The sequence below is a fragment of the Maribacter sp. MS6 genome (assembly GCF_056839185.1).
Window position 1 is genome coordinate 234,053 of sequence record NZ_CM166389.1, and the last position, 19,736, is coordinate 253,788.

The 19,736-nt window shown below is 41.8% G+C and carries 21 protein-coding genes; 2 read left to right on the plus strand and 19 right to left on the minus strand.

Annotated elements, in window-relative coordinates; translation table 11 throughout:
• Window positions 1-7: 7 nt before the first annotated feature.
• The 15 genes from MS6x_RS01215 to MS6x_RS01285 form a co-directional block, all read right to left on the minus strand.
• Complete coding sequence (locus MS6x_RS01215; RefSeq protein ID WP_482604952.1) at window positions 8-907, minus strand: hypothetical protein; 900 nt, start codon at window positions 905-907, stop codon at window positions 8-10.
• On the minus strand, window positions 908-1,360 hold the full coding sequence (locus tag MS6x_RS01220) for a DUF2141 domain-containing protein (RefSeq protein ID WP_482604954.1): 453 nt from the start codon (window positions 1,358-1,360) through the stop codon (window positions 908-910).
• Complete coding sequence (locus tag MS6x_RS01225; protein WP_482604956.1) at window positions 1,345-1,743, minus strand: hypothetical protein; 399 nt, start codon at window positions 1,741-1,743, stop codon at window positions 1,345-1,347. The genes MS6x_RS01220 and MS6x_RS01225 overlap by 16 nt, the downstream gene beginning before the upstream one ends.
• A 54-nt stretch (window positions 1,744-1,797) precedes the next feature.
• The gene (locus MS6x_RS01230) at window positions 1,798-2,253 is read right to left on the minus strand and encodes a pyridoxamine 5'-phosphate oxidase family protein (protein ID WP_482604958.1); all 456 of its coding nucleotides are present in this window, start codon (window positions 2,251-2,253) and stop codon (window positions 1,798-1,800) included.
• A gap of 97 nt (window positions 2,254-2,350) precedes the next feature.
• Window positions 2,351-4,888, minus strand: a complete 2,538-nt coding sequence (glgP, locus tag MS6x_RS01235) for an alpha-glucan family phosphorylase (RefSeq protein ID WP_482604959.1) — start codon at window positions 4,886-4,888, stop codon at window positions 2,351-2,353.
• 11 nt (window positions 4,889-4,899) lie between these two features.
• Window positions 4,900-5,655: an LOG family protein gene (locus MS6x_RS01240; RefSeq protein WP_482604961.1), complete on the minus strand. Its 756-nt coding sequence runs from the start codon at window positions 5,653-5,655 to the stop codon at window positions 4,900-4,902.
• Window positions 5,655-6,776, minus strand: coding sequence for an ABC transporter permease (locus tag MS6x_RS01245; protein WP_482604963.1), 1,122 nt, complete (start codon window positions 6,774-6,776; stop codon window positions 5,655-5,657). Before MS6x_RS01245 ends, MS6x_RS01240 begins: the two co-directional genes overlap by 1 nt.
• Before the next feature lies 1 nt (window position 6,777).
• Window positions 6,778-7,884 (minus strand): ABC transporter permease, encoded by a 1,107-nt coding sequence (locus MS6x_RS01250; RefSeq protein WP_482604964.1) that lies wholly within the window; start codon window positions 7,882-7,884, stop codon window positions 6,778-6,780.
• An 11-nt stretch (window positions 7,885-7,895) separates the two neighbouring features.
• On the minus strand, window positions 7,896-8,630 hold the full coding sequence (locus MS6x_RS01255) for an ABC transporter ATP-binding protein (RefSeq protein ID WP_482604966.1): 735 nt from the start codon (window positions 8,628-8,630) through the stop codon (window positions 7,896-7,898).
• A gap of 38 nt (window positions 8,631-8,668) precedes the next feature.
• The gene (locus tag MS6x_RS01260) at window positions 8,669-9,592 is read right to left on the minus strand and encodes an ABC transporter ATP-binding protein (protein ID WP_482604968.1); all 924 of its coding nucleotides are present in this window, start codon (window positions 9,590-9,592) and stop codon (window positions 8,669-8,671) included.
• A 12-nt stretch (window positions 9,593-9,604) separates the two neighbouring features.
• On the minus strand, window positions 9,605-10,021 hold the full coding sequence (locus MS6x_RS01265; protein WP_482604970.1) for a hypothetical protein: 417 nt from the start codon (window positions 10,019-10,021) through the stop codon (window positions 9,605-9,607).
• A 24-nt stretch (window positions 10,022-10,045) separates the two neighbouring features.
• The gene (locus tag MS6x_RS01270) at window positions 10,046-10,522 is read right to left on the minus strand and encodes a hypothetical protein (protein WP_482604971.1); all 477 of its coding nucleotides are present in this window, start codon (window positions 10,520-10,522) and stop codon (window positions 10,046-10,048) included.
• 66 nt (window positions 10,523-10,588) lie between these two features.
• Window positions 10,589-11,482: an HlyD family secretion protein gene (locus MS6x_RS01275; RefSeq protein ID WP_482604973.1), complete on the minus strand. Its 894-nt coding sequence runs from the start codon at window positions 11,480-11,482 to the stop codon at window positions 10,589-10,591.
• Between the two features lie 14 nt (window positions 11,483-11,496).
• A complete protein-coding gene (locus MS6x_RS01280) occupies window positions 11,497-12,768 on the minus strand; it encodes a TolC family protein (RefSeq protein ID WP_482604975.1) in 1,272 nt (423 codons plus the stop codon).
• A 63-nt stretch (window positions 12,769-12,831) separates the two neighbouring features.
• Complete coding sequence (locus tag MS6x_RS01285) at window positions 12,832-13,434, minus strand: TetR/AcrR family transcriptional regulator (protein ID WP_482604976.1); 603 nt, start codon at window positions 13,432-13,434, stop codon at window positions 12,832-12,834.
• Between the two features lie 341 nt (window positions 13,435-13,775).
• On the opposite strand from MS6x_RS01285, the gene MS6x_RS01290 reads away from it, so the two are divergent.
• Both MS6x_RS01290 and MS6x_RS01295 read left to right on the plus strand, forming a co-directional pair.
• On the plus strand, window positions 13,776-14,108 hold the full coding sequence (locus MS6x_RS01290) for an ArsR/SmtB family transcription factor (RefSeq protein ID WP_482604977.1): 333 nt from the start codon (window positions 13,776-13,778) through the stop codon (window positions 14,106-14,108).
• A 38-nt stretch (window positions 14,109-14,146) separates the two neighbouring features.
• Entirely contained in the window at window positions 14,147-15,034 is an 888-nt protein-coding gene (locus tag MS6x_RS01295) for an arsenite methyltransferase (protein ID WP_482604978.1), read from the plus strand.
• 345 nt (window positions 15,035-15,379) lie between these two features.
• On the opposite strand, the gene trhA is transcribed toward MS6x_RS01295, so the two are convergent.
• The 4 genes from trhA to nadB are packed head-to-tail and all read right to left on the minus strand — an operon-like array spanning window position 15,380 to window position 19,735.
• A complete protein-coding gene (gene trhA / locus MS6x_RS01300) occupies window positions 15,380-16,018 on the minus strand; it encodes a PAQR family membrane homeostasis protein TrhA (RefSeq protein WP_482604979.1) in 639 nt (212 codons plus the stop codon).
• 16 nt (window positions 16,019-16,034) lie between these two features.
• Window positions 16,035-17,483 (minus strand): pyridoxal phosphate-dependent decarboxylase family protein, encoded by a 1,449-nt coding sequence (locus tag MS6x_RS01305; RefSeq protein ID WP_482604980.1) that lies wholly within the window; start codon window positions 17,481-17,483, stop codon window positions 16,035-16,037.
• A 30-nt stretch (window positions 17,484-17,513) separates the two neighbouring features.
• Entirely contained in the window at window positions 17,514-18,137 is a 624-nt protein-coding gene (locus MS6x_RS01310; protein WP_482604981.1) for a thioredoxin family protein, read from the minus strand.
• A gap of 23 nt (window positions 18,138-18,160) precedes the next feature.
• A complete protein-coding gene (gene nadB / locus MS6x_RS01315; protein ID WP_482604982.1) occupies window positions 18,161-19,735 on the minus strand; it encodes an L-aspartate oxidase in 1,575 nt (524 codons plus the stop codon).
• Window position 19,736 lies beyond the last annotated feature (1 nt).

A 19,736-nucleotide genomic window follows, 5' to 3' on the forward strand; every position in this document is an offset into this window, starting at 1 on the left:
TTAAGGTTCAAAACCGTAACAGTTCCGTCATTATACCAAAGCGGATGACGTCCAATCGGTGCTGAAAATAGATGTTGTAATAATCCGTTCCATGGTAATACTGTACAAAGAACCCGATGTCTTCCAGAAATTTCGGATGGTAATAAAAGGTAAGGCTGGCACTGAGCCGTTTGATATTAAAGGTATCCCAATCGTTGATATTATCTATAAACCATGTAGTTTCGGCCTTTAGGGAGAAGTCTGCCTTTACCGAACCCTGATGCCCCATTTTCACAGGAAGTTTATAGGCCAAAAAGGCATTGTGCCAACGGAACCCACTATACCGTCCGTGCAGTTCATCCAGCATCCAACTTCTGGGGTGTACCTCGAACGCGCTTTTAAAAAATTTTTGTGCGTTCAATGTTTTGCTGAATCCGGATTTAAGCAATCCCAGTTCAAAAAAATTGGTGGCGAAATTTCCATTTTGCAGGTTGATGTTTCCATCCGAATTATAAAACCCGCCGTCCTGCCCATTGGAATGGTGGGCCATTTTTCCGAACAGGGTAAGACGGTCTACTGCATCCTTGTCACTTACCAAATAATACACTGAAATCTGGGGAATATAACTGGGTGTCTTAACGGGATAAGAATCCTCATTGAACATACGTATCGTGATCTGTGCGGTCAGCACCGCCATTAGACGTGAATCCTTACGTTCGCGGATTATGAAACTGGGGTTTACATTGGCCTCGAACATCAAGGGTTCCAGATTGCCGATATCAGCGGGAAACGTGATATAGCTATCGCTTTGATTGACCTGTGCGATCTTGGCCAGATCCAATTGTGGTATGCTGTCCTTCATTTCTTGCGCATCCACATTCCATACGAACAGGTTTATTAAAACAATGATGTATAAACACCTTTTCATTTATTTGTAAATAATCGTTACAAACGTTGTCATTTCGGAATCCAACTCGAAACTTGCCTTGGAAAATTTAGGGCGATTGGAAAGGCCGATGGATTCGTAGTTGGAAAAGCCGACACCTTCAATGGGCAGAATAAACCCCTTGTCTATTTTGCCATTTTCATTTTCGTCGTGTAGAATGTTTATCGCATAACGCCCCTTGCGTAGGTCGTCAAAAGTTGTAGAAGATGCTCCATTGGTAATAGGAGCCGTTCCCTGTTTATAATATGCCCTGAATTTTTCATCGGGAATGGAACCTTCCTTATCATACAATGTAAATTGTACAACGCCTATTGAATTACGAAGTTCCTTCACTTTTATCGTCAAGGCGTACCCCTTTTCCTGAACCGGACGATCAAATGATATGAAAATCAATATGGCGATAAACACCAGAAATTTTTTTACCGATTTTTCCATTTTACGGTTGTTAAATAGGCGAACAAGGCAAAAACAAGGGTAAGACCCGTTCTAAAAAACAGTGCTCCTATGGTTTTGGTTTCGTACAGTCCACCGTCATTTATATGAAAGAACAGACCAATCAGGGCAATTATTAAAATTATAGCTGCCGCAATCAGGATTTTGTATGCCCATTTTCTCAGCTTGATGAAGCCGTAAGTGGAGAGGAGATAGAGCAAACTGCAAAAGAAATTGGCCCAGACCACAAAGGGTACATAATTACCTTCCTTGGCCCGTATGCCGAACCAATCGAAAATGACCGAGCTGCTTAAAAACAAGGTCAATAAGGCGAATGCCGTCAAAACGGCGATGACAACATATCTGAATATTTTGCTTTTTATCATCTTGTATGATTTTTATAATTACGTTTTAGTTGTACTCCCTGAATTTGGGTCTAATCAGGTCTCCTTACGTTTACCGATTATCTCAAGTATTTTGATACGATACACAATCGGGGTTCCACGGGAATACAGTTTGCTTGAAAATTCACTGATAAATTCAGGATGTTTATGCTCTTTTTCTGCAATTATACTTTTCACACCCTCGGTAAATTGGTGCAGATAGTATTTTGCATCGCTACCATGAAGCTCTTCAAAAGTGCCATGGACCAATACGGACTGCCAGTTACTATTCGATTTTATTTCCCCAACTTGTAACGAAACCGAACTATTTTCGCGCATGGCATCTATTTTATGACCCTTCGACGAATAACTGATAATGGCATTGCTGGATTTATCATAGAAATAGGTAATGGGTAGTGTAAAAGGGACTCCTTGTGCGATGAATGCCAAATGGCCCGAATAATTGTTCTTAAGAAGCGTCACACTCGCACTTTTCGATAAATTTTCTATCATAATATGTTTTTTAAATTAGTCCATTAGGTTCGTCATATTTTCTAAGATGTAAGATGGTTGTATGTCTTCCATCTTGAACGTATCGAATCTTTAAAGATCAATGTTGCCATTGAATCAGGTTAATTTCCAATGGCACTGAAACGCCTTCATAATATGGAACAATGCGAACCGTATAATCGCTTGCAGGGCGCGTTGTTCCAACATTGGTATGATACGTATGTGCATCCTCCTTTTGCTCGGTCGACCGTTCCATTTTTATAATTTCAGGAAGTCCTTCATCAAGGCCGTTTGCAAAAAGTTGGACTAAAACTGTATCGGGATTTATAGCATTTAGGAATATCGATATAGTATATTGAAAGCCCCCTTCGACATCATCGACCGAAATTTCTCCAAATCGAATACCTTCCCATTTATCGCTTAATTCATGTTTCATGCTTGAAACGTTCTTTCCAACACTCCCTTTTTTAGCTGTCCTTTTTAGATAGTTGACCGCTGCGGGTATGTAATATTCTTCCGTATATTCCCGTATAGCTCGATTGGCCGAAAATTCTGGTGTCAATGTTGAAATACTGCTCCGCATTTTTGCTATCCATTGCTCAGGAATGCCGTCTTTATTACGGTCGTAAAAAGCGGGGATTACCTCCTGTTCCAGTAATCGATAAAGGGCATCTGCCTCTATTGCATCCCAATTTGGATCATTACTATGGTCCTGGGCATCCCCTAATGCCCAGCCGACTTCGGGCGTGTAAGCTTCGGCCCACCATCCATCCAATTCGGACAAATTGATACCGCCGTTTACCAATACCTTCATACCACTTGTTCCACAAGCTTCCCAAGGGCGCCTTGGAGTGTTGACCCAAACATCTGCACCTTGCACCATATGTTCGGCCAATAACATGTCATAGTCACTCAAAAAGATTACATGATGGTATAAATTATGGTGTCGTATGAACTGTATCCATTGTCTGATCAGTGCTTTTCCCGACTCATCAGATGGTGGCGCTTTACCTGCAATAACAAGCTGCACCGGTCGCTCGGGGTTGGTCAATATTCGTATAAACCGTTCCGGATCGGATAGCAGCAGATTGGGCCTTTTGTAGGGTACAAAACGCCTGGCGAAAACCAATGTCAAGATATTTTGGTCAAAGATTTCAGTTTTTAGATCAGGAATTTCAGGTCGTTCTACAGTATCCCTTACTTGTCCTGCAAATCTTTCGCGAATATAATTTACCAATTTAGTACGGGAATCATTACGAAGTTGCCATAGCTGGGTATCGGTTACCCCTGAAATATCCCCTTCAAGGGTTTGGATATCTCCCTGCCACCGATCTTTTCCGCAAGTCTCCGTCCAGAGCTTATCAGCAAATTCCGAATCCCAACTTGGCATATGTACCCCATTGGTTACAGAACCTACCGGAACTTCATCTATTGGCCATCGCTGAAACAAATTCCCAAAAAGATGGCGACTAACATCCCCGTGCAAACGACTTACCCCGTTCACGGCACCGCTTCCACGCATGGCCAAAAAGGCCATATTAAAACTCTCCAAAGAATTAATGGGATTCTCCCTGCCCAAGGCCAGCAAGTCATTAAAATCAATGCCCAATTCGTTCTTGGCGTATCCACCAAAAAATTGCCACATCAACGAGGGATGGAAATGATCAAAGCCGGCAGGAACAGCGGTATGGGTCGTAAACAAATTACCGGCACGGGTAATGGCCAATGCTTGCTCAAACGAGGTTCCCGTTTCTTTCATAAAACTGCTTGCACGTTCCAATACCAAAAAAGCCGCATGGCCTTCGTTCATGTGGTAAACTTCTGGTTTTATGTCCAAGGCCTGAAGTAATTTACAGCCACCGATTCCCAATATAATTTCCTGCTGTATGCGTAAGTCAGATCCGCCGCCATATACGCCACTTGTAATTGCCCTCTGAATTGGACTATTGGCCGGATCATTACTATCCATTAGATATAGTTTTACCCGGCCCACTTGAACTTGCCAGGTGCGCAACCAAATTGTCTGATGACCTAAGTCCAGCATCACTCTAAGCCACTCGCCATTCGGCAGGCGTAATGGACTTATGGGAAGTTGCCCAGGATCGTTATAGGGAAAAAGGGCCTGTTGCGTACCGTATTTGTCGATTACTTGCTTAAAATAGCCTTGTTGGTAAAGCAATCCGATGGCCACCACGGGCACCCCTAGATCACTTGCCGATTTTAATTGATCGCCCGCAACATTACCCAGTCCACCAACGTAAATGGGCAATGCTTCACTAAGCATGAACTCCATACTAAAATAGGCGATGCAGGAAAGTGGACTTTTTGGATGGTTTTTTTGAAACCAAGCAGGCTTTGAAATCGATTTTTCCTTCGATTTCATCATATCGTTCATCTTTTTCCGAAACGGTCGATCTGCCATTAATTTTTCGAGTTGATCACGGGATACGTTCTGCAAAACCACCCATGGGTTATGGGTTTCCATCCACAGATCTGGATCAAGCTGGTACCAGATTTCATCTATCGCATGGTTCCATGACCATCGTAGGTCAAGGGCAAGCGCTGCCAGCGTATCGACCCCATCGATATCCGTGGGCAAAAATCCATATACCTGATTATTGGTAATCGATTGTTTCATCGTGTTCAATTTTATACACCTACTTTTTGGTCACTTTCTCCAAACCACCATTTGGGTCTTTGCTCTTTTTTTACAAGCTTGAACTTTTCAACGGCATGGGTCTTAATATGTTCTGCCATTTCTTCCACGGAATCGGTTACAAACAACAACTTCATATCTTCTGGACTTATACTCTCCTCTTTTGCCATAATCTGAATGTGTTGGCAGAGTTCCTTGTGGTATTCCGAACCGAAAACAACTACCGGGAAGTTTTGGATCATTTTGGTCTGGATCAAGGTGATCGATTCGAAGAGCTCATCCAACGTGCCCATGCCGCCGGGCATAACCACAAAGGCATAGGAGTATTTTATCAAGAGGAACTTGCGTACAAAAAAATAGCGGATGTCGATCCATTTATGCAAATAAGGATTCGGTTTTTGCTCAAAGGGAAGGATGATGTTACAGCCCACCGAATATCCTCCGGCTTCGTAGGCTCCTTTATTGGCAGCTTCCATAATGCCCGGCCCTCCACCTGTCATGACCGTAAAGCCCAGATTCGCCAAGGCCGCCCCGACCTTTTCCGCCTGTTGATAATATATATTGTTGGGCTCGAAGCGTGCCGAACCGAAAACGGTCACACAAGGCCCGATAAAGTGCATTTTCCGGAAGGCCTTGATAAAGCTGAACTGCACCCTAAAAGTAAAGAAGAGCTCCTTGAACCTTGAAAGAGGTCCTTTTATAAATTTGGATTCGTCGGTCCGTAATCGATTGTTATTGTTGTTTTCCATCAAGTAACCTTTTTATAGCTCCATACGGCCAACGCATTTATCAAAAGGGCATAAATCCCCAGTTTAATCAGTTGTGGGGAAATATCCGATAATGAAGATCCTTTCAGCATGACCATCCGCACCACCTCCACGAAATATTTAACGGGATTGAATTCGGTAATGAACTGTGCCCAGACGGGCATACTTTCGATAGGGGTAAACAAGCCGCTCATCAGGATGAAGATGACCGCGAAAAACCATGATAGGAACATGGCCTGTTGCTGGGTCTCCGTAAAATTGGATATGAACAACCCAATGCCCAAGACTACCAATAAGTAAACCGTAGCGAATAGGAATAGAAGGGCCAAGTTGCCCACCATCGGAATATCAAAGGCTATTTTGGCGATGACCAGACCTATGGTCAATTCGGCAATACCCAAAATCCAGAAAGGTGTCAATTTTCCGATGATGAACTCGTGTTTTTTGATAGGGGTTACGTTGATCTGTTCCAAAGTGCCCAATTCTTTTTCACGTACAATGTTCATTCCGGCTAGAAAAAGGGCTACCATGGTAACCAGTAGTACTAGGATTCCCGGCACCATAAAAGTCTTGTAATCCAGTTCGGGGTTGAACCAGAACAGGGAAATGGCATTGACCTTTTTCGGCATTTGTTTCATAACCGCCGGATCGATCAAATCTACTTGGACCGCTTGGTTAAACTCTTTTATGATAGAGGTTACATAAATGTTCTCCACCGCCGCCGCGGACCCGTTGATGGCATTGATAGCAATCAAGAGGGATGCTTTTTTCTCCTTTTGAAGATTACGCTCGAAATATTGGGGAATGTGCAGTACAACATCGACCGTACCCTCTTGCACGGCCTCTTTTGCCATTTTTTCAGAAGGGTACATTGCGATAAAATCGAACTGGGTTGAAGCTCTGAACTTGCTTATCAGCTCCCTGGAATAAGGGGTCTTGTCCGAGTCAATGGCCGAGAATTTAATATTTTTCACTTCGTAAGAAGCAGCGTTGGCCAAGATCAACAACTGTATGACCGGCAACATAAAAATAATGACCAGCATCGGCTTGTTGCGAAAGATCTGCTTGAATTCCTTTACCAATAAGAAGTTAATCGTTCTCATATTACTCCAGTCTAATCTTGTATTTTTTTATGCTCAAGCCGATAAAGGCCGAAATCATCAATAAGAGGATCAATGTTTCCTTCCATAGAACCGTAATCCCGACTCCTTTCAACAGAATTCCCTTTATCAAAATGATGAACCACTTGGCGGGAATGATATTGCTGATGACCTGTAAAGCGACGGGCATGCTCGAAATGGGAAATATAAAACCCGATAACAAAATGGTCGGAAGCATCAGCCCCATCAAGGAGGCCATCATCGCGGTCTGTTGGGTTTCGGAAATCGTCGAGATCAATATGCCCAACGAGAGGGCGCTGAAAATGAACAATATACTTTCCAATGCCAACAAAAAATAGCTGCCCTGTATGGGCATTTTAAAAACAAAGAAGCCGAGGGCCAAGATCACAATAGCATTTACTATGGCAAGGAAAACATACGGAAATACCTTGCCCAGAATAACTTGGTAGGGCTTGAGGGGGGAGACCAACAAAATTTCCATCGTGCCCAGTTCCTTTTCCCTTGTAATACTAATGGAGGTCATGATTGCCGAGACCAGCATCAGGATCACGGTCATGATGCCAGGCACGAACATAAAGACGCTCTTGAGTTCGGGATTATAGTACATCTTCGTTTGCGGTACGATCTGGTACGGCATAATAATGTCCTTGTTGATATCCGTTTGGTATTTATGTAAAATGGAGGTCAGGTAATTGCTTACCGAGTTGGCCACATTGGGTTCGGTGGCATCCGTAATGATCTGTACATCAGCGAAATTTTGGGTTACCAGATTCTTGTCGAAATTGGGGCCGAATACCAATACCGCCTTTACCTGTCCTTTTTTGAATATGGCCTCTATCTGACCTTCGTCGTCCAAAACATCGCTGATCTTAAAGTACTTTGAAGCCTCGATATTGTTGATGATCTTTTGGGTCTCGGTGTCCTTTGATTTATCCAAAATGGCAAGGTCGACATTATTGATTTCGTTGGTAACGGCATACCCGAACAAAAGAATCTGTACGATGGGCATCCCGAATAGAATGACCAATGTGCGTTTATCGCGAAAAATGTGATAAAACTCCTTGATGACAAACCCCTTGAATCGTTTCATTGAGATATTGTTTATTCGATATTCCGCGCCAGTTTCAGAAAAACCGCGTTCATGGAATCCACATTATACTGTTCCTTTAATTTTTTGGGCGTATCCAAGGCTTCGATTTTTCCTTCCACCATAATGGAAACGCGATCACAATATTCCGCCTCGTCCATATAGTGGGTGGTAACAAAAATGGTAACCCCTTTACTGGCCTCGCGGTAGATCATCTCCCAAAACTGACGGCGGGTAATGGGATCGACCCCTCCCGTTGGTTCATCCAGGAAAATGATCTTGGGATTGTGCAATAACGCTACTGAAAAGGCGACCTTCTGCTTCCAGCCCAAGGGCAGGGAACCTACCAGTTTATCGGCCTCATCGTGCAGGCCAAGCTCATCGATCATTTGCTGCGACTTTTCCTTGATCACGGATGTTTTTAAACCATAGATTCCCCCAAAAAAAGTAATGTTCTCCTTAATGGTCAGGTCATTGTACAACGAGAATTTTTGACTCATATAGCCGATGCCCTTTTTAACGTCCTCCGCATGGGTCTTCACATCGAAGCCCGCCACGGTTGCCTGTCCAGAACTGGGCTTGGAAATGCCGATCAGCATTTTCATGGCCGTGGTCTTGCCCGCACCGTTAGCACCCAAGAAACCGAAGACCTCGCCCTTGCCCACCTCGAACGAGATGCTGTTGACCGCGGTAAAGTCCCCGAACTTTTTTGTCAGGTTCTCGACTTGTATGACTTTTTCGTTTTCCATTTTTTCTTTCGGACTATTTCTGTCGGGACTTTGCTTACCTAATTATCGACCAATTCGCTGGCTTTCGAGAGATCCATAAAGGCATCCTCAATGGTAGCGACCGTTTCAAGTACTTCGATGTCGGAATGTTCCTTTTCCGTTAAAAATCGGACCAGATCTTCTGGCTTGAATTCCGCAAGGATGCTCGTAAAATGCATATATTCCCCAAATGGATACGCGCTGCGAGTTTGGGGATAGGTTTGCAAATCCTGGATCAATTTGTACGTATTCGCAGTTTTTACCTTATATATCTTTGAAGGAAAGGAATCGATGATGGCCTGTGGTGTATCTATTTTCAACATAACACCATCTTGGATCAGGGCTACCCTGTCACAAAGGATGGCTTCGTCCATATAAGCGGTCGATACCAAAATGGTAATTCCTTTCTGCTGTAACCGTTTGAGCATTTCCCAGAGCTCTTTACGGGAAACGGGATCTACTCCGGTCGTCGGCTCGTCCAAAAACAATACTTTTGGTTTGTGTATCAAGGCACAGGAAAGAGCCAGTTTCTGTTTCATCCCCCCCGATAGCTTCCCCGCTCTTCGATCTTTAAACGGTTCGATATGCTCGTAAATGTCCTTGATCAGATCGTAGTTCTCTTCGATCGTCGTTCCGAAAATCGTCGCAAAAAAGTTCAGGTTTTCTTCTACCGTGAGATCTTGATAGAGGGAGAACCTTCCAGGCATGTAGCCGACATGGCTTCGAATGTCTTTGTAATCCTTGATAATACCATAATCCGCAACCGTAGCCTCCCCTTCGTCGGGAAATAACAAGGTAGTCAAGATGCGGAAAAGGGTCGTCTTGCCCGCCCCGTCAGGACCTATCAAACCGAACAGTTCCCCTTGATCGACATCAAAAGAAATGTTGTTCACGGCTTTGACCTTGCCGTAAGATTTACTGATATTTTTCAATGAAATGGACATGAGTATCTGGGGTTAATTTATTCTTGGTTTCAACTTCATTTTATAAAAGGAGATTCCCATCCATACTACCGAGGTGGTCATGGATATGGCACCGATCAGGACGAAAATCGGCGGAAGACCAAGATAGACTTCGGCCAAAATGCCCAAGGGCATCAACAGCCCGATCAAGGCGAGCCATGAAATTGCCTTTACGCTAGAAAGGCGTTCCCTAAAATGCAATAATAGATAGCCGATCAGAATGTTCAAAAAAGCAAAGAGATTACCGTGAACATGGGCCAATCTACTTTCAAAATGCTTCCCGACGGAGTAGCTGTTTACCCATTCTTCCTTGCCGGGGGCAAAGTCCCTCAAATAGATCAAAAGGAATCCGTAGGCCATAAATAGTCCCATGGTCAAGAATCCTACAGCGATGTTGTTTTTACCGTTCATAATAGTGGTTTTTATATGAATAGATCAGTTAAAATATTCGTAATAACCCTCCAAATGTTCCTTTATATTGGAAGTCAATTTCGCCCCTTCCTCCACACTTCCGGTGTTCTGAAGGAGTTCTATTTTTTCGATAAGCGGATGTAGCCATACATGAAGGTTGTCGTGTGAGGCCCCTTTCATGGTACATTCCTTTACGACTGTGTTCTTAACTTCGTTTAAGCCATCGCCCAACTTTTGATAATCTTCTGTGGCGTTAAGTTTACTTTCGTTGATCAATGACAACATGGTCATGACCCCATCCGTAGTCTCTTGGTTCGCCTGCCATTTGATACCATTGTTGAGTACGATATCATTGACCCACTCGCTGTCCGGATGATGTTCTGTTTCAACCGTTTGGATTTCGGTTTGAGGCTCGGTGTTTTTTTGGTCTTCCTTTGGGGCTTGCTTACAACTTGTAAAAGCCAAGGATATTAGTGCTATTGATAGTGCTGTTTTTTTCATCTTTGATTATTTGCTATTTTTCCTTATCTGGAGTTTTACCATTTCCAATTGCGCATACATAATTTATCATTCGGTATTGGAAAGCCACATCTCCGCAGGCATCCCAATTTTCAGGCTCCCATCATTTTTTACCCTGATTTTTACCGCGTATACCAAATTGACCCGCTCCTCTTTTGTCTGTATGATCTTCGGTGTAAACTCGGCTGAATCGGAGATCCATGATATTTGCCCTTGATAGGATTTCATCGAGTCTGCATCATCGATTTTTACCGTAACCTCTTGACCTACTTTTAGATTGGACAGTTGGTTTTCGCTGATAAACACACGAAGTATCATTTCATCGAGATCGGCGATTTTGTACAAGGGTTTCCCAAAGGCCGTAATTTCGTTGGGTTCGGCATATTTTACCAGAACCGTTCCCTTTGCCGGGTTTTGAATAACACTCTTTTCGATCTGGTCCTCGATTTGTTGTACCTGTACCTCGATGCTTTTTACCTCGTTTACGATAGGGGCGTTCTGGGTCTCGACACTTTTCATCTGTTGCTTCAAAATGTCGATCTGTCCGTTGACATCGTCAAGTTGTTTTGTGGTAGCGGCGTTCGCTTTCACAAGGTTTGCAATCCGGTTTTGATCGTTTTGGGCAACCCTTAATTGCTCTTTGAGCACTTCCCGTTGTGAGAGTACATTTCGGGATTTTGAAAAAATGGTATTTTTAGAGGCCAACAATTGATCACGTTTTAGCGATAGTTGAACGGTGTCGATTACGCCTACCAGTTGGTTTTTATCCAATACGTTGCCTTCCTCGACATTGAAAGTCAACAGTTTGCCGTTCGCCTCTGCCGAAACCGTCGTTTCGGTCGCTTCAAAATTTCCGTAACCATCCGCTTTATCGCCATTGTTATTACAGGACAATAAAGTAGTTACAAGAAGTACTGTGATGCTATTATATATATGTTTCATTGCGATAGATTGAATTAAAATCGGTTTTTGTAATAGGCTCCTTTAGTTATCTGATATTGAATCTCGTTCAATAATAGCTGTGTCTCGTGCAAGTTCAGTTGGCTTTTGGCCTCGAACAGATTAGTAAATTCTGTTATATAGGCCGATGATGTGATGACCCCGTTCTTTAATTGCGATTCCGCAGTTTTCAAGATGTTCTCCCGAAGGGCGATGATTTCGTTGTCGGTTGAGATCAATGCCTCAATCTTATCAATTTCGGATTGCAGATTGACGAGCTCCATATTGTTGTTGAGCTCAAAAGTTTCTTTTTGAGAGTCGATAATCTCTTTGTTGATTTCCAAGGATTGTTTTTCGGTCTTGGTCTTTTTCCAGTCGAATACGTTCCAGTTCAATTTCAGTCCCGTCATATAAAAGGTGTTGAAGGAATTGTCAAGCATGTTCAGACCAGGGTTCCCGTAACCGCCCTGTGCAAAGGCATTCACTATGGGAAGATTAGATTTTGAAAGTAGCTGAGAGGAAAAATCGATTTGTTCCTGTTGAAGATCGAAGAGCTGTAATTCGGGCCGTTGTGATCCGGTAGCGCCCAAAAATACCTCTGGTCTTGCGAGTTTGACATCTTCTGACAATTCTTTTCCGATAAGCAGGGACAACCGTTGTACCAAGGCCGATCTATTATAGTTCAGTTCTGCGAATTGCTGTTTTATTTTTAGGAGTTCCGCTTCCAATGCCTGTTCAGAGGAGGCCAGCAAAGCCCCATATTTTACCCCTGCTTGAACTTCTTCCAATCGGGCTATTAATTGCCCCTCCTTTGCATTTAGCAAGGCTTGGTTTTCCTGCAACAACAACACCGATAGGTACATTGAGTTGACCTGATTTTTCAGTCCATACAAATTCACATCTACCTGTTGTTGGTTTACTTTTGATGTGGCATCCTTCACTTTGGAGGTCGCATCGATAAGGCCACCGTTGTAGATCAATTGGTTCACATCCAAAGTTGCCCGGTACTGATCCTTGTTGGGCGGTTCGATGGTTACATTGGGAAGTTGGAGGGGTAAACTTGTTACATCCGATTGGTAAGTGGCCTGTGCATTGACATCCAATTTGGGCAATTTTCCTTTTCGGAGGGCCTCAATATCAAGTTGGGCCTGATTTTCCAACAGGCCGGATTGTTTGGCCAATGGATAGTTTTCGGACACTAGAACAAAACACTCTTCGAGCGTAAGTGTCTCTTGGGCCGGGACCGTAAAGGGTAGATTGAATACGATAAGTAAAAAAAGTCTATTCATTGTATCATATTTAGTTGTTCAAACAAATGTTGTTTTATCTAATCGCTTCTAACATGATATAGATCATCTCTTGATGGAATTAATAATAAGTTGCGGAATCAATTTTTTACGTTCTTCCATCATCGCTTTAAAAGTTTCTTCGTCGATGTTCAAAAGCCCCTTGACCAGACCATTCGCCGCAAACGAAAACGCAGTTAACGAAAAAAGGTTTAAAATTAGTTGCTTGGGGTCTATAGGTTTTAGGATGCCTTTTTCTGTTTCTTGGATTATTTGTTTTTCAAATGGGCCGGGGTCAGGAACCCCATGCGCATTAAAAAATGCTTCCGCAAATTCCTGATTGTTGTTGATTTCTTGGATTAGAAAAGTGGGCACATATGGATTATCGATCACAAATGAAATATAACGGTCCACAAAGCTTTTTACCTTTTCGAATATGGTGGCCTCGGAATTAAAAACTGCATTAATATGTGGAGCCAATCGTTGAAATGCCTGCATAAAAACAGCCTCGAACAGCCGTTGTTTACTTCTGAAATAGTAGTGCAACATGGCCTTATTGATATTCGCTTCATCAGCGATTTCCTGCATGCGTGTCCCCGCCATCCCTTTCCTTTGAAATACGTTGATGGCTGCTTCCAAAATCTTTTGTTCAGTAGATGAGTCTTTCATTAACTATATGATTTAACCATATGGTTAGCAAATGTATGAAAAAACTATCTTATTTATGACATCTAAGTAGATTTTATGATTTCTTTAGTGCTACAGACTTAAATTATAACTAGTTTTTACGATTTCAAAATCAATGACAGAAACTATCTGAAAAATCAAACGAAAAATTCTTTGATGGGCAATGTCTCTGAAGTAGCTACTAACAATGAGCGCTTAGTACCCAAAAGCTGAAAAGGGTATCCTCAAAAGGATTATTAATTTTTTGAAACCCCAAAATCACACAAAAAATCTTGCGCATTGTAATATTAATCGTAATATTGCAATGAACAAATGCAATTAAAATGGGATTAACCAAAACAGAAATGTTTAGCGACCTGCAAAATGAAATTTCACTATTGGCAAAAGTCTTCGGGCATCCGGCCAGGGTAGCAATTTTGCAATATTTATTTAAAATCGATACTTGTGTTTGCGGAGATTTAGTGGATGAAATAGGACTTGCCCAACCAACTATTTCCCAACACCTTAAGGAATTAAAACATTTGGAGCTTATTAAGGGCACTATTGAGGGAACAAGTGTTTGCTACTGTATAGACCGTAACAATTGGACTAAAATGAAGGGGAAACTGTTACAATTTCTAAATCTAGATATCTCAAAAAAAGAGGATTGCTGCTAAAACAGAGTTAAAAATATCAATCTTATAATCGCTACATAATGAAAAAAGAACGAGAATTAAAGGACATAGTAAAAGAAAAGTATGCTAAAATCGCCGAACAAGGCAAAGCTGAAAATGCTTCCTCTTGTTGTGGAGCGACCACACCTTCAAACAAAGTTTACAATATTATGATGGATGATTACTCCGAAACCAATGGCTATGTTGCCGATGCTGATTTGGGCTTAGGTTGCGGTCTTCCAACGCAGTTCGCCAAAATAAAAAAAGGAGATACCGTAATTGATTTAGGTTCAGGTGCTGGAAATGATTGCTTCGTGGCCCGACACGAAACAGGCGTTGAAGGAAAAGTAATTGGTATTGATTTTACACCAATTATGATTGAAAAAGCGCGTATAAATGCAGAAAAGTTAGGCTACAACAATGTAGAGTTCAGAGAGGGAGATATCGATGCTATGCCTGTCAGTAAGGACATAGCTGATGTAGTGGTCAGTAATTGTGTATTGAACCTTGTTCCTAATAAGCAAAAGGTTGTCGGGGAAATTTACAGGGTGTTAAAACCTGGTGGGCACTTTAGTGTTTCGGATATCGTCTTGGTTGGTGATCTTCCAGATGCTTTGAGAGAGGATGCGGAAATGTACGCAGGTTGTGTTGCAGGAGCCATTCAGAAATCAGAATATCTGCAAATAATAGAAAATATGGGCTTTCAGAATATGAAAGTACAAAAGGAAAAGCCCATTGTCATTCCAGATGATATCCTTGGTAAATATCTTTCTAAAGATGAGATAAAAACTTTCAAAAATGGGGCAATAGGAATTTTCAGCATAACAGTTTATGCAGAAAAGCAAGGAATAAATCAAGAGAGCTCAAAAGTGGCGAATTCCAAAAATTCAACGACAGCTACTTATGGCCGATCGAATGGATGTTGCTAAATCAAAATTGGCCTTTAAATCTAGTCTTTGCTATGGTAATTTCAATAATTAAAAGGTAATAGTGTATGGCTTTTTCAATGCTGTAAACTTGACAGAATGGAAAAAAGGGCAATGGATTATACCGGCAATCATTGCAGAAGCCACTTCCTATTGGAAAACAACTTTAAAAAGCCTCTTTAAGAGGCTTTTTTCTAATTAATGACCTTCTCATATCCTTTAGAAAACCCAACATTAATCCTTTACTAAAGGGTAACTCCCATCTTGCCATCCATAGATACAGCGAGAATCGGTATTTAAATGCCTCTTTAAAATCTAATATGCGGCAAATCAAAAACTGTCCATTAGTTATACTGCCATTAAAATCGCTACATAATGGCAAACAGCTGCTGCCAGCACAAAAAAATGCCACACGGCATGGTTGTATGTATACTTTTCCCATAGGTAGAATATAACCCCCAAAAGGTAAAGCCCACTACCAATAAGGATCATAGTCACTATAACAGAGGGAATGGTTTCAAAAAAAGTGCGTCCGCCTACAACCATTATGCATCCCATGGCTATGTAAACAAACGTCGAAACAATGTTCCATTTGCCTGTAAAAAAAATCTTAAAAATAATTCCAAATGCCGTCAAGCCCCACAATACGGACAGCAAAGTAATACCAAAAGCATTGTTTAAATAAATCAATAAAAATGGGGTGTAAGTGCCAGCAATTAGAAAATAAATACTAATATGATCTAGTATCTCAAATGCGCGTTTTGCCCGGACATGTTGAAATCCGTGGTAAAGGGTGGAAAAAGTAAATAGTTGCAAAAAACAAAATCCATATACCGCCGCTCCGATGACGCCTGGTACATTATTGCTTTTTATGGCAAAGGCTATCAAAATAGGGATACCAACTATGCCAAAAATAATTCCAAAGCCGTGTATAATGCTATTGACCAGTTCTTGCTGAATTTGTTTGTCAGTATTTGGGGCTTGCATGAGAATGAACTACTAGTTAATGTATACAAGGAGCCTCTTCCGCAAATACCTGGCAAGCGTCCAAGGTTGTCCGTACATCGTCAAAAGTTGTCCTTGGGTTTATCAAACACATTCGTATAACTACTTGGCCATTTAATACCGTAGAAGCCAATATGGCCTCTCTAGAGGCGGTTATTTGTTCTACAATTTGTTGATTCATCAAGTTTAGATTTTCTTCTGAAAAACTATGATTTACTGGATTATACCTAAAATTCAATACGGATAGACTTGCATGGGATACAACTTCCCAAACAGGGCTTTTACGCAACTCTAACTCCACGATTTCCGCTAGTTCAATACCGTGATCAATAGCACTTCGAAAGGTTTGCAAACCGAACGTCTTAATAGAAGTGTAAAATTTCAACGCCCTAAAACTTCGAGTTAGTTGTACCCCGTGTTCATGAAAGTTTATTTCTGATTCGTTACCTTCAATATCTCTTAGGTACTCTGGTTTTTCACTGAATGCCGTACTTAACCATTTGTGGTTTTTTACTAGCACACAACCAATTTCATAGGGTTGAAAAAACCATTTATGAGGGTCGACGGTTAGTGAATCCGCCTGTTGTATTCCTTTTAACGCTTTAGCACCTTTTTTTGAGAGCATGGCCGCGGCACCATAGGCACCGTCTACATGAAACCATAAATTTTCATTTTTACATATATTGCCTAACTCTTCAAGGGGGTCTACCGCTCCTGTATTTGTAGTACCAGCTGTCGCTATGATACAAAAAGGATTCAACCCCCTTAGTTTATCCAAGGCAATGGCTTTGGAGAGTCCATTTAACGAAATCCTAAATTCCGAATCGGTTGGTATGAGTCGAATCTGATCTTGTTTGAACCCCATTATTTTTATGGCCTTTATATTGGAAGAATGCGCCTGATCGGATAAATAAATGGTCGCCTTCGAAAAATCATCTCCACATTTATTTCTTCTTGCCGCCAGTAAAGCCGTGAGATTCGCCATAGAACCTCCGCTAGTGAACAGGCCTCCTCCATTCTTAACGGGAAAACCGAATATCCGAAGCAACCAGTTGATGGTAATAATCTCGATCTCAGAGGCAGCAGGTGATACCGACCAACCTCCAGAGAATATATTGAACCCTGTGGCTAAGGTATCTGCCATTACACTTACGAAATTGCTAGGGCTTGGTACAAAGGCAAAAGATTTGGGGTGTGAGAACAAATCGTTTTTCTCAAGAACATCATGAATAATATGGTTTATCACTTTCATTGGATCTTGTCCCGTTTCAGGAATCTTTTCCTCCAAAAGCTCTTCCATCTCTTTTCGTGTACCCAACGCCACTGGTTTTTTATCGTTGATATTTATAAAGTGATTGACTAGCGTATCTATAATAGTGTAGCCATAGTCGCGCATTTCATTTTCAGACAAGGTTAGTGTATGGTCGTATCTCTTCGCTTTGCTCATAACGCTATTTTTTATTGGAGTTAGCCCCGATTATTTAGCCACATGCTCACTAGGCCTGCATTCTCCTATCACTTCTACAAGATCATTTATAATTTCCTTTCCTCGGTCTTTGTTATACCAATGTTGTAGTTCTTCCTTTAAATGCTCGTCTATCTTACCGTTTTGCTTTTTGTAATCATGCACTAATTTGCTAGCTGCCTTAGATCTTGGGCCCCAAGAGGTTAGAAATTCGCCTTTGGTATCCGTTATGATGAGTTTGGGTATGGATTCGGTTCCATTGGTCAAGAACAGGTTCATCAGTTCTGGGTTCTCATCTCTTAGCACTATGGTCAGGTCTATCATCGGCGTGGCTTTCGCGATTTTATTCAGTATCGGTATGGTTTGTGCGCCATCTGCACACCAACTTTCCAATATAATCATCCACCTTTGTTTTTCCTGAATATCAAGAAAAGGCTGAAGCGAATTTTTTGGTATTTCAACAGTCTTATCTATTCGCCGCATTCTACTGGCGTTCAATTTCGTATGTTGTATCCGTTGCTCGCTCTGATCAGTTCCCGTCGTCATTTTCTGAACAACAAGATTCCTTATTAAGACCAAATAGGCTTCGTAGGAAAAACTTTCCGATAGACTTTCTTTTATTATGCTACTAGTCATAGAATATTATTTTATAGTGTAAATTATTTTAGAATATTAAATTGAGGCGCATAATCCGTGTTGTAGTATCCACCTTTGTTACTGTTTCTTTTTAGAGATTGCCCAATGATCAGATGGGCGACATTTACCATATTACGTAATTCACAAAGCACCGGATTCACTTTTGAATCTCGATAGAGTATCTCAACTTCTTGATAAAGCACATCAAGATGTTCGACTGCTTTTTGTAAATTCTTAGTGCTTTTAACGATCCCGGCATAGTTTCGCATCAAGGCTTGCAACTCTTTTAAATGTTGCTGGATAATTATTTTGTCGTTAGGCATGACGGCGCCTTTCGTGCTCCATTCGGGAATCGCTACTGAAACGGGCAGTTCAATATTAGTGCTAAGGTATTGATAGGTATTGTGGGCGTATACCAAGGCTTCCAACAGGGAGTTGGATGCCAATCTGTTTGCTCCATGTAAGCCTGTCCTCGAGCATTCGCCACAGGCAAAAAGATTTTTTATAGCTGTTCTTCCGAATTTATCAACTTCAATGCCTCCACATAAATAATGGGCCGCAGGTACCACAGGAATCCAATCCTTTTCAATATAAATATGGTTCTTTTGGCATTCAGAATATATGGTCGGAAAACGGGTCTTGAAAGCATCTGTGTCAAGATGAGTACAATCTAGGAATACGCAAGGTTCTCCTGAATTTTTGAGTTCACTATCGATACCTCTTGAAACGATATCCCGAGATGCCAACTCTCCCCTCTCGTCATAATCGAGCATAAAGCGATGCCCTGCCTTATTCCTTAGATATGCCCCAAAACCTCGAACGGCCTCAGAAATTAAAAAAGACTGCCCTTCTTTACCATCACAGAACAATGTAGGATGGAACTGTATGAACTCCATATCTACAATTCGTGCTTTAGCCCTGTAGGCCATTGCTATGCCATCTCCCGTCGCAATGGTGGGGTTGGTGGTATGGCCATAGACCCTACTGATACCTCCAGTGGCCATAAGGGTATTCTTGGCTTTAAAAATCTCTACATGTCCTGTATTTTGATCGAGAACGTAAGCACCGTAGCAGGTTAGAAGGCTTGATTTTGTATCACAGGCCTGATGTTCCGTAATGAGATCTATGGCAAAATGATGTTTTAAAAGGATAATATTCGGAAGGGTATGGATACACTTTAATAATGTTTGTTCAATCTCAAGTCCCGTACCGTCCTTATGGTGAATGATGCGATGTTCGGAATGACCCCCTTCTTTGCCACGATCTAGCTTTCCATCTTGGCCTATATCAAAATTAGCGCCCCATGATAGTAGGTCGCGCAAACGATTCGGACCTTCCTTAATAACCATTTCGACTATGCTGGGTTCGCATAGACCATTACCGGCAAATAGGGTGTCTTGAATATGTTTCTGAAAGGAATCCTCCCCAAAATCAAGAACGGCCGCTACCCCACCTTGGGCATATTTGGTATTCGTTTCATCCTCTTCAGATTTCGTTACTATCCAGACGGTCCTCTCCTTGAATTTTTCAGCGATTTTAAGTGCAAAGGTCAAACCCGCCACTCCAGAGCCGATAACTAAATAGTCAACTGAGGTCATT

Excerpts from the sequence above, each read along its gene's own strand:
- MS6x_RS01215 (WP_482604952.1), bottom strand. The coding sequence starts at position 907 with ATGAAAAGGTGTTTATACATCATTGTTTTAATAAACCTGTTCGTATGG.
- MS6x_RS01220 (WP_482604954.1), bottom strand. The coding sequence starts at position 1,360 with ATGGAAAAATCGGTAAAAAAATTTCTGGTGTTTATCGCCATATTGATT.
- MS6x_RS01225 (WP_482604956.1), bottom strand. The coding sequence starts at position 1,743 with ATGATAAAAAGCAAAATATTCAGATATGTTGTCATCGCCGTTTTGACG.
- MS6x_RS01230 (WP_482604958.1), bottom strand. The coding sequence starts at position 2,253 with ATGATAGAAAATTTATCGAAAAGTGCGAGTGTGACGCTTCTTAAGAAC.
- glgP (WP_482604959.1), bottom strand. The coding sequence starts at position 4,888 with ATGAAACAATCGATTACCAATAATCAGGTATATGGATTTTTGCCCACG.
- MS6x_RS01240 (WP_482604961.1), bottom strand. The coding sequence starts at position 5,655 with ATGGAAAACAACAATAACAATCGATTACGGACCGACGAATCCAAATTT.
- MS6x_RS01245 (WP_482604963.1), bottom strand. The coding sequence starts at position 6,776 with ATGAGAACGATTAACTTCTTATTGGTAAAGGAATTCAAGCAGATCTTT.
- MS6x_RS01250 (WP_482604964.1), bottom strand. The coding sequence starts at position 7,884 with ATGAAACGATTCAAGGGGTTTGTCATCAAGGAGTTTTATCACATTTTT.
- MS6x_RS01255 (WP_482604966.1), bottom strand. The coding sequence starts at position 8,630 with ATGGAAAACGAAAAAGTCATACAAGTCGAGAACCTGACAAAAAAGTTC.
- MS6x_RS01260 (WP_482604968.1), bottom strand. The coding sequence starts at position 9,592 with ATGTCCATTTCATTGAAAAATATCAGTAAATCTTACGGCAAGGTCAAA.
- MS6x_RS01265 (WP_482604970.1), bottom strand. The coding sequence starts at position 10,021 with ATGAACGGTAAAAACAACATCGCTGTAGGATTCTTGACCATGGGACTA.
- MS6x_RS01270 (WP_482604971.1), bottom strand. The coding sequence starts at position 10,522 with ATGAAAAAAACAGCACTATCAATAGCACTAATATCCTTGGCTTTTACA.
- MS6x_RS01275 (WP_482604973.1), bottom strand. The coding sequence starts at position 11,482 with ATGAAACATATATATAATAGCATCACAGTACTTCTTGTAACTACTTTA.
- MS6x_RS01280 (WP_482604975.1), bottom strand. The coding sequence starts at position 12,768 with ATGAATAGACTTTTTTTACTTATCGTATTCAATCTACCCTTTACGGTC.
- MS6x_RS01285 (WP_482604976.1), bottom strand. The coding sequence starts at position 13,434 with ATGAAAGACTCATCTACTGAACAAAAGATTTTGGAAGCAGCCATCAAC.
- MS6x_RS01290 (WP_482604977.1), top strand. The coding sequence starts at position 13,776 with ATGGGATTAACCAAAACAGAAATGTTTAGCGACCTGCAAAATGAAATT.
- MS6x_RS01295 (WP_482604978.1), top strand. The coding sequence starts at position 14,147 with ATGAAAAAAGAACGAGAATTAAAGGACATAGTAAAAGAAAAGTATGCT.
- trhA (WP_482604979.1), bottom strand. The coding sequence starts at position 16,018 with ATGCAAGCCCCAAATACTGACAAACAAATTCAGCAAGAACTGGTCAAT.
- MS6x_RS01305 (WP_482604980.1), bottom strand. The coding sequence starts at position 17,483 with ATGAGCAAAGCGAAGAGATACGACCATACACTAACCTTGTCTGAAAAT.
- MS6x_RS01310 (WP_482604981.1), bottom strand. The coding sequence starts at position 18,137 with ATGACTAGTAGCATAATAAAAGAAAGTCTATCGGAAAGTTTTTCCTAC.
- nadB (WP_482604982.1), bottom strand. The coding sequence starts at position 19,735 with ATGACCTCAGTTGACTATTTAGTTATCGGCTCTGGAGTGGCGGGTTTG.